This window comes from Flavobacterium niveum, from assembly GCF_055231775.1.
This window is the reverse complement of sequence record NZ_JBUYSX010000007.1, coordinates 1-13,119: the sequence shown is the minus strand read 5'-3', so window position 1 is coordinate 13,119 and position 13,119 is coordinate 1. Positions and strand designations below refer to the sequence as shown.

Genomic DNA, 13,119 nt, shown 5'->3' with positions numbered 1-13,119 from the left:
TTTGGATACCGCAATCTAAAATTTTTATTTGAATTGTGGAAACCGGAATGCAGGTACAAAAAATGCCCCTGCATAATTACAGGGGCATCCTATTATTTTATTAGAAACCTACAAGTTCTTGGAGGTTTAATCTCAATATTAAAGTTACCCTTTAACCGGGATATTACTTAAAATTTCCAATACAAATTTCCAGTATTTCTGTGCCGATGCTATGCCGGCGCGCTCATCGGGGCTGTGTGCACCTTTGATTGTAGGACCAAACGAAATCATGTCCATATCAGGGTAATTCGTGCCCAAAATACCGCACTCAAGCCCGGCATGGCAGGCCACCACGTGCGGCTCAGTACCGTTTTGTTTGGTATAAATATCTTTCAGCACTTCCAGTATAGGCGAGTTTACATTTGGTGTCCAGCCCGGGTACGAACCGCCAAAGGTAACCTCACAACCGGTAAGCTCAAACGCGCTACGCAGGGCATTAGCCAGGTCAAACTTACTTGTCTCTACCGACGAACGGGTAAGGCAACCCACATACACGCTACCGTCTTTTACAATAACGCGGGCTATGTTGTTACTGGTTTCTACCAGGTCTTCCATATCGGCGCTCATGCGGTATACGCCATTGTGCGCGGCATAAACAGCACGCAGCAGGCCTTCCTGTACACCAAGGTTCATAACACTTGCAGGCAGCTCATCAGCCTTTTCTATAAGGATTTGCAGGTTAGGCTCGGTAGTTTTAAACTCGGCCTTAATATCGGCAATGATTTCCTGCATATCCAGCTGGAAAGCACCGTCAAAAATATCGCTTACAATTACTTTGGCAAAGCTCTCACGCGGGATTGCATTGCGCAGGCTGCCACCGTTTATCTCAGCCACCTGAAGCCCCCAGTTTTCAAAACCGTCAAACAGCAGGCGGTTCATTATCTTATTGGCATTGCCCAGCCCTTTATGGATATCCATACCGCTGTGGCCACCGTTTAAGCCTTTTACCGTAATATTATACGCCAGCGAATTTTCAGGTACTTCCTCCGCTTCATATCCGCGTTCGGCAGTAACATCTACCCCACCCGCACAGCCGATGTCTATTTCATCGTCTTCTTCGGTATCAAGGTTCAGCAGTATTTCACCGTTTAGCAGTCCGCCTTTAAGGCCAAGTGCCCCCGTCATACCGGTTTCCTCGTCTATGGTAAACAGCGCTTCAATAGCAGGGTGTGGTATATCGGTGCTTTCAAGGACAGCCATAATGGTAGCTACGCCAAGGCCGTTATCGGCGCCAAGTGTGGTGCCTTTAGCACGTACCCAGTCGCCATCCACATACATATCTATTCCCTGCGTATCAAAATCAAAAACCGTATCGGCATTCTTTTGGTGTACCATATCCAGGTGGCTCTGCATCACTATTGTTTTGCGGTTTTCCATTCCCGGGGTGGCAGGCTTTTTAATGATTACATTGCCTACTTCGTCCTCAGTGGTTTCAAGGCCCAGTTTCTGGCCGAAATCTTTCATAAAGGCGATAACGCGTTCCTCTTTTTTTGACGCACGCGGCACGGCATTCAGGTCGGCAAACTTATTCCAGAGCGCTTTTGGCTCCAGGTTGCGTATTTCGTTACTCATATTATGTTCGTTGTTTGTTGTCCATTGTTAAATGCTTTGCAAAGGTAGGGGTTAAAAACTTCTGTTGATTAGCCTTAAATAAAAATACTCTTTATATTTACTCAACCATTTTTCAAAATCCATGAACCGTACAAAACTGCTCGCTATATTATTTCCCGTACAGATTATTATCGTAAACATACTTTCGTTCTTCCCTGAATTTGTAGAGAAGTATTATAGCAACGGCATTTTTCCGTACATCAGCAGTTTTGAGCGTATACTCCTGGGGTGGATTGGTTTTTCAGTAGGCGACATTATGTATGCCGTACTCATAATCCTTGCCCTGCGCTGGCTCTGGAAAACCCGTAAAACCTGGCGAAAGCAATACAAAACCAACCTGCTGCGTATAGCCGCCTGCCTGTCGGTAGTGTATTTTGCCTTTACCCTGCTTTGGGCGCTAAACTACAGGCGTATGCCGCTTTACAAGAAAATGGGCATCGAAAAAGAATATACCCAGGCCGAACTTATCGATTTTACCCAAAGGCTTATTACCAAAACCAATGCCCTGCACCTGCAAATAACCCATAGCGATACTGTAAAAGTAATAATGCCCTACACCGTAAGCGAAATATACGACCGTTCGCCACAGGCTTATGCCAAACTCTCCAAGGCATTCCCCTACTTTACGTATGAACACCAGAGCATTAAATCGTCGCTTATGAGTGTACCGCAGTCGTATATGGGCTTTGGTGGCTACCTGAACCCGTTTACTAACGAAGCCCAGGTGAATATTAAAATTCCTTTGTACAACTTCCCTACTACCACCTGCCACGAAATGAGCCACCAGATAGGCTATGCCAACGAAAGCGAGGCCAACTTCATAGGGTTTATGGCCAGTACCTACAGCGATGATGTTTATTTTAAATACTCGGGGTACACCTTTGCGCTACGGTATTGCCTGGGTAATATTGCCAAATTTGACGAGGCTAAGGCCAAAAGCATTGCTAAGGGGATAAACAAAGGCATCCGTAAAAACTTTAAAGAGAGTAAAGATTTCAGTAAAAAATACGAATCGTTTATAGAGGATATTTTTGAATACATATACGACAACTACCTGAAAGCTAATGAGCAGAAAGACGGCATGGAAACCTACAGCAAGTTTACCGGCCTACTTATTAATTACTACAAGGATAAAGAATTGTAACACCTACTGTAACATTTTAACCTTAAAGCATACCTATACGGCATGAGTGCAAACGCAGAAAAGGAATTTGTAAAACAGCTCCAGGAAAACCAGAACCTGATACACAAGGTGTGCAGGCTCTATACCAACGATGAGGATGCCCACAAAGACCTTTTCCAGGAGATAACCATACAGCTCTGGAAAGCTTACCCACAGTTTAGGGGCGATGCAAAATTTACCACATGGGCCTACCGGGTAGCCCTTAATACCGCCATTACCCTATACCGCAAAAAAGGCCGCAGCATTAATACCATAGAGTTTGACTCCAAGCTGCACCGGGTAAACCAGGAAGAATACAACTACGAGGAAGAGGAACACATAAAACAGCTTTACCAAGCCGTGCACCAGCTGAACGATATAGAAAAAGCACTGGTGTTTATGTACCTTGAAGATAAAGACTATACAGAAATAGCCGAAACACTTGGCATAAGCGAAGTGAATGCGCGTGTGAAGATGAACAGGATTAAAGGCAAACTGAAAAAACTATTAAACCCCTAAAAAAGAATATGGACGAACTGGATAAACTAAAAAGCCACTGGCAGAAAAATGAGGAAACCTTCCCGAAGGTTTCTGAGGGCGATATCTATGCCATGCTGCACAAGCGCTCGTCTTCCATTGTAAAATGGATACTCATTATCAGCGTACTGGAGTTTGCGTTTTGGGGGCTTTTATCGCTGGCCAATTCAGTATTTGGTATAGCAGATTACGGCAGCCTGCCGGGCTTTATTTATATATTAGAAGACATTAACTACGTTGTAGTAATCACGTTTATAGTATTGTTCTACTTTAACTACCGGAAAATATCTGCCGAAAAACCGGTTAAAGGGCTACTGAACAATATTATCCGGGTAAAGCGCATTGTTACGGCTTATGTTATTTATAACATTGGTATGATTACTGTTAGCATGTTGTGCGGGGTAATGTTATTCAACAAGCAAAATGCAGACGATACTTTAGATGCCAATATCTTAATGGCCATTACCATAGTTACGCTACTTATACTTATTGGTTTCATCGGCCTTATGTACTACCTGCTGTACGGAAGGCTGCTTAAGAAACTAAACAAAAACTACCGCGAACTGAAAAAAATGACCGGCCTATGAGAAAGTTATTCATCGTTATACTTGGGTTTTGTTCCCTGTTTGGCTACAGCCAAAAACTGGAAAATTCACTTGTCTGGAAAATATCGGGCAACGGCCTTAAAGAGCCTTCGTACCTTTTCGGCACCATACACATCACCTGCGATGCCACACTGGATCCGCGTGTTGTAAATGCCCTGAAAGCCACCAAACAGCTGTTCCTGGAAATAAACATGGACGACCCTGCCCTCCAAGCCAAGATGATGCAGGGGGTAATGATGAAAAACGGCCAGAAGATGAGTACACTTGCCAGCGCCGAAGACTTTAAGCTGGTTAGTGATTTCCTGAATACCAACCTGGGTATGCCTGCCACACTGCTGGACAGTTTTAAGCCCGGCCTTATAGCCATGATGATGGCCCCGAAAATGATGGACTGCCCGGCAGAATCTATAGAAATGGAGCTGATGAGCGCCACTAAAGAACAGAACGAACAGGTTTTCGGGCTGGAAACGGTAGAAAAACAGATGGCTATTTTTGATGCTATCCCGTATGAGGAGCAGATGAAAGAGCTGGTAGATATGGCTAAGGAAGGCCTTGAAAAACAAAAAGAAGAAGGTAAAAAACTGGATGCCCTGTACCGCAGCCAGGACCTGAAAGCCATAGCCGATTTTATGGATGCCGAAGACAACCAGATGTATGGCGACCATGCCGATGTACTGCTTACCGAGCGCAACCAGAGCTGGATACCAAAAATAGAGGAAGCTGCCAAAGCCACCCCTACCCTTTTTGCTGTAGGTGCCGCGCACCTCGGCGGTGAAAACGGCGTGATACTGTTACTGCGCAAAAAAGGTTATAAGGTAGAGGCTGTTAAATAAAACATTTCATCAATGTAATATATCCCGAATAATGCCCTGAGGGCAACCGAATATCAATCATCATCATCAATCAAAAGAACCAAACCAGTTATGAAAAACCTGTTACGCTGTGCAGTGCTGCTCGGCTCTGTTACTGCATTCTCCCAGGAAACCGTAAAAGACAGCATTAAAGAAACCGAACTGAAACAAACCGAGCTACAGGAAGTTGTAGTAGAAAAAAAGAAAAAGGCCGTAGAGCGCAAAGCCGACCGTACTATTTTCGATTTCTCGGAACAATCCAGCCTTAATTCGGGTTCGCTTATGGAGGGGCTAAAAAAACTGCCAGGACTTATAGTAAGCGAAGTAGCCGGTATGCTCTACCAAGGCAAGCAGCTCCAAGTATACATGGACGGCCGCCCGCTGAACATTTACTCTAACGAACTTACTGCCTACCTTGAAGGACTACCTGCAAATTCGGTGGAAAAAGTGGAAGTAATTACCAGTCCCGGTGCGGAGTTCCCGGCTACATCAGGTGGTGCTATCATCAATATCATTACTTCAAAAAAAGCGCAGAAATACTTAACAGCGACCTATTCTTCGGGTTACAGCTATACCAATTACGACAAGGCAAGGCACCGCTTTAACAACAGTGTTACGGTAAGTGCCTCAAACAAGCTGTTCAGCTGGCAGATACAGGGCGGGCAAAGCTATAGTGAAAGTTACAGGCAGAGCAGTTTTTATAACGATGAAATAACGCTGAGCGATAACTATGGCGACAGGTTTAACCGCTTTTATTACCTGAAAACCGGGCTGAAATTTGATTTCGGGAAAGACCGCATGCTGGTAAATTATGACCTTAGCAACAGCAATAACGACACGTATATTGCCGCAAGTGGCGAAGGGTTTGTATCAGACGATAAAGGTATTACAAAAAACTTTTACCATGACGTGATGCTTACCTACCAGAAACGTTTTGAAGATGTAACGAAAAAACTGGATTTCCGTTTTAACTACAACAACGGGAATAATAAGTTCGACCAGGATTCAAGGCTTACACAGGCCACGCTGCTAAACAACGACAACCTGCAGGATTTTTACCAGTTTAAAACCGACTACTCGCAAGAAATAAGTTTCCTTGAAAAGACTAAGATAAGCACCGGTATACTGGGCGATATACTGGATTTCAATGCCAAAAGCTTCGGGCTTACCAACCTTGATTACCGCAGGACATCGGGTGCGGCGTATGTGGAAGGGCAAACCACGTATAAAAAGTTTGACATTATAGTCGGCGGCAGGCTGGAATCTTATAATGTGGAGGGTAATACTGATACCGATGACCTGATACCATTCCACAAAACTCGGTTGTTCCCTAATGCCTCTGTACAGTATAACATTATGGATCAGGTGTATGCCAAGGTAAACTATAACAACAAAATACAGTTACCCGACACCAGCTCGTTAAACCCGAACAACACCAATTACCAAAACCCTAATGTGGGCTTTTTCGGTAACCCGAACCTGGAGCCTACCTTCTTCCACAACTATGAGGTGGGTATTAATGCCTTTGAATATTTCTTTATAAACTACTCGGTTACCGATGCTGATAACCAGATTATCAACCGCATGATTGTTACCGATGACGGCGCCGCAAGCATAACCGAAAACCTGCGCCGTATCACCACGCATAACTTTAACTTTGGTATCCCTATCCCCCTGATGCTGTTTACCGAAGGGTTGGCTAAAACACTGGAATTCAATTTTAACCCGGATGAAATTAACTTTCTGTACTTTTATGCGGGTAACCAAAAGCACGTAATACCCGGGCTAAACACTAAAGGCATTTGGAGTTATAACCTCTCTTCGCAAATTATTTTACCTAAGAAGATAAAATTCACAGCGAATTACAACACATCTAACAAAGATGGTAACTACTACTATTACATAGCGAAAAAGCCGCTACAGCAGCAGCTTGATTTCAACTTTTCACGCAAGTTTTTATCCGATAACCTATCGGTTTCGTTGTGGATGAACGATGTGCTGAATACGAACAGGCAGGCGTTTTTAATGGCGGGTACTGATTTGGTATACACCAGCCGCTACGATTCGCGCAGGGTGGGTATATCATTAAACTACAAAATACCGTCTAAAAACAAACCGGAAAAAGAAGCCGACCTGCTGAACAGCAACAGCCCTAAACCACAGGAAAAAATAGGGAATTAATACGCATCCCAGCTGCGCTGCTTGTTAAGTTCTTCGTTGGCTTCAAGCACTTCCAGTGGTATTACCTTAAGGAAGCTTGGGTGCTGTTCTATGGCGTATTCTATTTTCTCTACAATCTGGTCTATGGTTTCGTTGTCGTAGTCTATTTGCAGCGGTTCTTTAATTACAAACGACTGAAAGATGCCTTTCTTTTTTAGTCTGAGGCCTTTTTTGTCAAACGAGCGGCGGAAACCGTCTATAACAATGGGTACTACTATAGGCTTGTGCTGCTTAATAATATGTGCCGTTCCCTTACGGATGGGCTTAAACGGCTTGGTAGTCCCCTGCGGAAAGGTAATAACCCAGCCATCGTTAAGGGCTATCCTGATGTTTTCGGTATCGTTAGGGTTTACATCGCGTTTTACATCCACGTCCTTACCGCCGGCACGCCAGGTACGCTCTACAGATATAGCCCCTGCATACGAAAGTATACGCGGCAAAAAACCCGACTTCATGGTTTCCTTAGCCGCCACATAATAGATGTTGAGCTTTGGTTTCCACAGGTAGCCCACGTTGTTAATGTTGTCTTCGCGGCCTTTAAGGCTGGCGTTAAATACATGGAACATGGCCACCACATCGGCAAAATACGTTTGGTGGTTCGATATGAAAAGTACATTGGTATCCGGTAAATCGCGCAGTATTTCAGAGCCATCAATTTCCAGGCGGTTAAAGCCACGGTAACGGCGGTGGGTAAGCACCCCAAAAACGAAAATCATCCACCGTTTTAAGAATAATATATGTCCGAACGGATTTCTTTTAAATAAACCCATATTTGTTTAGAAAATAAGAAGCAAATTTACAAAAACGAAATTATTTTAGTGCGCTTTTTATTGTTTCTTTAAGCTCGCTCAGCATCATGGCAGTAGCGCCCCATACTATGTTACCATCTACATTAAAAGCCGGTACATTAAGCTGCATGTCCATGGAAGTCTGTATGGATGCATCAACTATAATCGAGTCGTCCAGCAATGTACTTAACGGCAACTCTATGATATTAGCCACTTCCGCCTGTGAAGGTTTAAAATCAGGTTCACTTTTCAACACCCCTAAAAACGGCGATACCAAAAAGTTGCTGGGCGGTATATAGATTTCGGTGAACGGCATCACCACATGGATGTCCCCTATAGGTATACCCACTTCTTCTTCAGTTTCGCGCAGTGCTGTATATGCCAGGTCTTTATCGGTCAGCTCCGCCTTTCCACCCGGGAAAGAAATCTGGGCCGAATGCACACCGGCATAGCTGTGCCTTTGCGTAAGCACCAGTGTGGCTTGCCCATCCTTAGGATAAAAAAGCATCATCACTGCCGACCGCCTGGGGTTAAGCTTCAGGTAATAATCAGGCAGCATGGTGGGCCTGCGCCCTTCAGGTGCCATAATAAGCTGGGCATTCAGGGCAGGGAGCTGCTGTATGAGTATTTTGGGCAGATAATTGGTAAACTCAGAAAAAAGCATTCTTTTTGCAGTAACTATTGCTTAAAGATACAAAAAAATACACTGTTATGTTTAGTAAAGCCGAAGCCCAAAAGATGAAAAAGGAGTTTTGGACGGCCTTTTCGGAAGCTTATCCGCGTAAATGGCTGTTGTACAACACCCGTATAAAAGATGTGTCGTTTAAATTTTATGTAGACAACAAAAAGGCACAGGTAATGCTGGACATTGAGCCGAAAGAGGACGACAAAAGGACCATTTACTACGAAAAGATAGAATCCTTAAAAACCATATTGCTTGAAGAATTTTTGCCCGAAGCGATATTTGAACGTGATTTCCACCTGGAAAACGGCAAGGTAATAAGCCGTATATGGGTAGAGCTTACCGGTATAAGCCTGTACAATATGGCCAGCTGGGTAGCTACTTTCAGGTTCTTCAGCCTTAATATGGATGCCTTCGAACGCTTCTTCTACGAATATGAGGATTACATAAGGGACCTTGAGATAAATACCTAAAATACTAAAAGCCTTCTGCTCTGAACAGAAGGCTTTTTTAAAGGAATTAAACCATGTCGAAATTACCTTATCAGTGAGAAGTGCCCGCGAAGCTCGCGACCGTCTTCCCTTTTTACCACAAACCAGTAATCTGTACTAGGGAGTTGGATGCCGTTTAGAGTACCGTCCCAACCATCGTTGGATGCATTAAGCGTGGTGATAAGCTTACCGTACCTATCAAAGATAGACACCCAGAAATCAGGCTCCCTAAATGAATATTTAACATGCCATTTTTCGTGTGTACCATCTCCGTTAGGAGTAAAGAACTTCGGATAGTTTAACAAAGCTACGTCTTGTGATGCAACACCACAACCGTTAATATCTTTTACATACACCCTATATACACCTGTTTCCAGGTTTGTAAAGGTGTTATCTGTCTGGTAGTTGATTCCGTCTATAGAATATTCGTAATCACCAAGACCTTCTACATGTACTACAATTGCATTATGGTCATCTGTCCAGTCGGCAATTTCCAAATTGGTAATCTTAGCAGTAGTAGACTCTATAATTTCAGCAAAAGCAGTGGCTGAACAATAACCGTTGCCATAATTACGGCGGGCTTCAACTGTATAAGTACCGGCCTCAGTAACTGTTATTGTTTGGCCTGTAGCACCGTTACTCCATACATAGTCATCAAAACCGGCATCGGCAGTAATGGTTACAGAACCCTGGTTACATATAGTACCGAAAGTTTCTACAGCCACAGTTTGCACTTCGCCCACAAACAATTTGAATGATGTAAGGGTATGGCAAATGTCTATTTCGTTGTGCTGTAGCCTGGCCCATATAACCTGTCCGTTTTCTACGTTAGCGTAATCAGCAGGCAGTGGATTTTCGGCAGCTTCAGCTTCTATCTCAGTCAGGTAGTAAGTAATAGAATACATAGAGCTGTACAGCGGCCCAAGTATTTCGGCATCTTTAGAAGGCAGGTTAAAGTTTTGGCCCGTAGTACCCGCGCCCGGTTGTCCGCATTCTACCATATCAGCAGGCTGTTGTGCAGCGCTTATTGCAGGCAGGTCTACAGAGTTAAACCATTGAGTAAGTACGTTACCACAACCATCCTGTACCTGGAACACATATTCTGCAGGCTCAAGGTTCTGGAAAACATTGCTCGAACCATTGTTAATATTAAAGTTTACACCGTTCTTTTTAATGATTTTAAATGAAGTAGGGTTACCTGTGTATTCAATAACCACATCCCTTGGAGATCCGCTACATGCCATTGTATAAGCAGTGCTTATAGAAAGGCCTTCATTGTACTCAAATCCACCCAACACACTTACACATTTTACATTTTGTGAAGTACCGTCGCCAAAAGTTTCAAACTTCTTCACTATCCTGAATTTACCAGAGTAGCTAAGGTTAGATCGTTGTACATTATTATAAAGCCTGATAGCATTAGCCGCAACCGGCTCTTCGCCCTCTACATAAGTACCACCGGTTTGTGGATGGCCCCAACTGTCAGTATCCGGGAAATATTTCTGAAGCCAGTATGTAGCACCTTCCATGCCGTTACCATCATCAGTAACTTTTACGTTAAACGTGCCACAGTTTGGAGTATATACAAAAGGAACTGACGGTGCCAAATAGCCTTCAACGTTTACTTCCTTTTCAGCTGTAACGCCACATTCGTCAGTACCTATAAATTTGTATGTACCTTCAGGTAGGTTTGCCATGTACAGTTCTCCATTTGCAGTCAGTGCTGCAGTTACGTCATAAGGTATAGTTTGCCCGAAAGTAGCAGGTGCCTGAGTAATCTGGGCATTTATAAGCTTCCCGTTTCCACTCCTGAACCTTGCTGAGCCAAAGTGTGCCTCACAGCCAGGCAGGGCAGCAAGTCCAAGTCCTTTGTCTGAGTATACCGGAACATTGGCTGTTTTTTCATAATCAAATCCACAATTATCTATAAAAGTTATTGTGTAGCTTCCTAAAGGCAAGTCTGTCAGCCTAAGTACACCCTGAGCATTAATAAACTCAGTAACGTCTTGTGGCAAAGTACCTGTATAAGATGCAGGTGCAGCGGTAATAGTAGCAGTAACAATCATTTGCGGCTGTACAGCGGCGTTAATACCACCGTACAATGCAAAACAACCATTATTGTATGCACCTACCGAAGGAACCGGTTTTATAAATTCAATAATGATGCTTTCAGTTATAGTCCTTCCACAAGTATCAGTTATTTCCACGACATAAGTACCGAAAGGCACAGGGTTTGTAGCACTTCCGTAATTAACAGTTGGCGTGGTAAATGGTCCTTGTGGTGTAGCATTAAAAGCAGCCGGGTCAAAACCTTCAGGATAGCTGATAAAATTTACGGTAAATGACCCCTTAAATTTAGACGCAACAACTTTAAGGAATTTTTCAGCACAAGGTGCTTCTCCAGTAGTTAACACTAGGCCAAGGCTTGGATCTACCACATTGTCGTCTTTCATATATACTGTATTACAGTTGTCTGTAACAGATAGTTCGTAAGTATATGAATCCGTTTGAAGCCTTGGCACAACAGCCGTAACTGTTTTAGATGCCGGATCACCGGTTTCAAAAGTCTGTTCGATTACAATATTCTGTCCGCCTATTTCCATAAGGCTAATATTGTGCTTCACAGTAATAGGATAGTTTATAACCCCTGCCGATGGTGTAATTGTATTTACAACAGTAATAGAATCACAAGGAGCAGAAAAATTATCCTCAAATGTAGGGTCAGATATGTTCAGTTGTGCATTGATAACTGATAGTGTAAATGTTTTTACTTTACCTACACCACACTCATCATAAGCCCTTATATTATACATACCCGACTGTAAGTTAGCAAATAACGTAGATGTTTGTAACGGCCTAATTTCCGGGCCCGAAATAATTTCGCAGGTAGCTATACTGCCCGAAGTAGCAGTCAGGCTGATATTACCTCCTTGCGCACAACTGTTATTAGTAGATGAAACAGAAAACGCGAACGGCACAATATTTTTTTGAATCGTTACCTGCGTTTCTTTAGTATTCTGCAAGCTGTTTAACGACTGTATCGCTATAACTTTATACGTTCCTGAAGAAAGTCCGCCAAGATATGATGAAGCCTGAATAGATACCGGGCTATTTGTATTAGGCAACTTATATACCTTATATAAAATTGCCGCATTGGCAGTAATGTTAGAAACCGAAAAAGTTAGTGATCCGTTGCCCTGGCACGTCTCATCAGTTTTAACCACATTAAGTGTAAAGTTCGAAAGTTGCGCATGTAATGCTGTAGTAGTAAAACAGGCAACTAATGCAAGTAAACGTAATAATCCCTTCATGTTTTAATCCCTTTAAATCCTGTTCATTAATTTTGTAAGAATCCATAAATACTAAAGGCTTATTGCTTTAGCATTTCCCCATTACAATTTTATGAAAAGAAGCAATGTAATAAAGTGATATTTAGCATGTTGAAAGTATAATACAACGATAATTTTAACAATAATTAAATTATAACTATAGCCAAAAAGACATAAAACACTGAAAAAGAGATAATAATTTTAAGATTACACCAATTTAAGCCCTTATCTGAATAATATTAAATTTTAAATGACATACACTTTGTCGGTGTTATAGGTTTTTAGTCGTTAAAAAAATCTTAAAGACACTGTGTATTAAGCACTTTGCTTAAATACTAAGGAATAAAATCTGCGAAATTAGCATTCAGATGAGGATTAAATCAGTAAAAAATAAAAATAAACGAAAGATTATATTTAACAAGTAAATTATAAATAGGAAATTATTTACATATAAAATGCAAGTCAAAAAAATAAGAAATTTAAAAAGATTTATCTTGTTAAATCACAGATTAACAACCAGTTAAATACGCGTGAAATATCATGACAAAATCAAAAAAGCTACAATTGAAATTTACCATTCGTATCTTCTGTATAATAAGAAAATAAAGCCGATATAGAAAAGAATAATAACCGGAGTATATTTTTCCCCTAAGTATAAAAAGACAATAATCTATTCATCATAGATAAACAAAAAAGATTTTATGCTCATACCGAAGATAAAACACAACAAAGAAACCCAGGTCTTTGACCAAACAGCATCATACCAAAAACAAAAAGCCTGTGTCTAAAAGACACAGGCTTAAT

Annotated in this window: 10 protein-coding genes; 6 read left to right on the top strand and 4 right to left on the bottom strand. The window is 42.2% G+C overall.

Annotated features, from left to right (window positions below):
- Positions 1–144 precede the first annotated feature (144 nt).
- Positions 145–1,611 (bottom strand): aminoacyl-histidine dipeptidase, encoded by a 1,467-nt coding sequence (locus ACZIX4_RS16510; RefSeq protein ID WP_463336748.1) that lies wholly within the window; start codon positions 1,609–1,611, stop codon positions 145–147.
- A gap of 121 nt (positions 1,612–1,732) precedes the next feature.
- On the opposite strand from ACZIX4_RS16510, the gene ACZIX4_RS16505 reads away from it, so the two are divergent.
- From ACZIX4_RS16505 to ACZIX4_RS16485, 5 genes are all read left to right on the top strand, one after another.
- Positions 1,733–2,794 carry a DUF3810 domain-containing protein gene (locus tag ACZIX4_RS16505; protein ID WP_463336747.1) on the top strand — a complete coding sequence of 354 codons (1,062 nt, stop codon included), beginning with the start codon at positions 1,733–1,735 and terminating at the stop codon, positions 2,792–2,794.
- A gap of 42 nt (positions 2,795–2,836) precedes the next feature.
- Positions 2,837–3,331: an RNA polymerase sigma factor gene (locus ACZIX4_RS16500; protein WP_463336746.1), complete on the top strand. Its 495-nt coding sequence runs from the start codon at positions 2,837–2,839 to the stop codon at positions 3,329–3,331.
- A gap of 8 nt (positions 3,332–3,339) precedes the next feature.
- On the top strand, positions 3,340–3,936 hold the full coding sequence (locus tag ACZIX4_RS16495) for a hypothetical protein (protein ID WP_463336745.1): 597 nt from the start codon (positions 3,340–3,342) through the stop codon (positions 3,934–3,936).
- Positions 3,933–4,787, top strand: a complete 855-nt coding sequence (locus tag ACZIX4_RS16490) for a TraB/GumN family protein (protein ID WP_463336744.1) — start codon at positions 3,933–3,935, stop codon at positions 4,785–4,787. Before ACZIX4_RS16495 ends, ACZIX4_RS16490 begins: the two co-directional genes overlap by 4 nt.
- 90 nt (positions 4,788–4,877) lie before the next feature.
- Positions 4,878–6,986 carry a TonB-dependent receptor domain-containing protein gene (locus tag ACZIX4_RS16485; protein WP_463336743.1) on the top strand — a complete coding sequence of 703 codons (2,109 nt, stop codon included), beginning with the start codon at positions 4,878–4,880 and terminating at the stop codon, positions 6,984–6,986.
- On the opposite strand, the gene ACZIX4_RS16480 is transcribed toward ACZIX4_RS16485, so the two are convergent.
- Both ACZIX4_RS16480 and ACZIX4_RS16475 read right to left on the bottom strand, forming a co-directional pair.
- On the bottom strand, positions 6,983–7,795 hold the full coding sequence (locus tag ACZIX4_RS16480; protein WP_463336742.1) for a lysophospholipid acyltransferase family protein: 813 nt from the start codon (positions 7,793–7,795) through the stop codon (positions 6,983–6,985). The two genes, ACZIX4_RS16485 and ACZIX4_RS16480, sit on opposite strands and share 4 nt — an antisense overlap.
- A gap of 40 nt (positions 7,796–7,835) precedes the next feature.
- Positions 7,836–8,477, bottom strand: coding sequence for an NUDIX hydrolase (locus ACZIX4_RS16475; protein ID WP_463336741.1), 642 nt, complete (start codon positions 8,475–8,477; stop codon positions 7,836–7,838).
- A gap of 47 nt (positions 8,478–8,524) precedes the next feature.
- Here ACZIX4_RS16475 and ACZIX4_RS16470 point away from each other — a divergent pair, with 47 nt between their 5' ends.
- Entirely contained in the window at positions 8,525–8,968 is a 444-nt protein-coding gene (locus ACZIX4_RS16470) for a DUF4268 domain-containing protein (RefSeq protein WP_463336740.1), read from the top strand.
- 62 nt (positions 8,969–9,030) lie between these two features.
- On the opposite strand, the gene ACZIX4_RS16465 is transcribed toward ACZIX4_RS16470, so the two are convergent.
- Entirely contained in the window at positions 9,031–12,297 is a 3,267-nt protein-coding gene (locus ACZIX4_RS16465; RefSeq protein ID WP_463336739.1) for a T9SS type B sorting domain-containing protein, read from the bottom strand.
- Between the last annotated feature and the right edge of the window lie 822 nt (positions 12,298–13,119).

Coding starts and splice junctions, on each gene's coding strand:
- ACZIX4_RS16495 (WP_463336745.1), top strand. CDS start 3,340: ATGGACGAACTGGATAAACTAAAAAGCCACTGGCAGAAAAATGAGGAA.
- ACZIX4_RS16490 (WP_463336744.1), top strand. CDS start 3,933: ATGAGAAAGTTATTCATCGTTATACTTGGGTTTTGTTCCCTGTTTGGC.
- ACZIX4_RS16465 (WP_463336739.1), bottom strand. CDS start 12,297: ATGAAGGGATTATTACGTTTACTTGCATTAGTTGCCTGTTTTACTACT.
- ACZIX4_RS16500 (WP_463336746.1), top strand. CDS start 2,837: ATGAGTGCAAACGCAGAAAAGGAATTTGTAAAACAGCTCCAGGAAAAC.
- ACZIX4_RS16480 (WP_463336742.1), bottom strand. CDS start 7,795: ATGGGTTTATTTAAAAGAAATCCGTTCGGACATATATTATTCTTAAAA.
- ACZIX4_RS16510 (WP_463336748.1), bottom strand. CDS start 1,611: ATGAGTAACGAAATACGCAACCTGGAGCCAAAAGCGCTCTGGAATAAG.
- ACZIX4_RS16475 (WP_463336741.1), bottom strand. CDS start 8,477: ATGCTTTTTTCTGAGTTTACCAATTATCTGCCCAAAATACTCATACAG.
- ACZIX4_RS16505 (WP_463336747.1), top strand. CDS start 1,733: ATGAACCGTACAAAACTGCTCGCTATATTATTTCCCGTACAGATTATT.
- ACZIX4_RS16485 (WP_463336743.1), top strand. CDS start 4,878: ATGAAAAACCTGTTACGCTGTGCAGTGCTGCTCGGCTCTGTTACTGCA.
- ACZIX4_RS16470 (WP_463336740.1), top strand. CDS start 8,525: ATGTTTAGTAAAGCCGAAGCCCAAAAGATGAAAAAGGAGTTTTGGACG.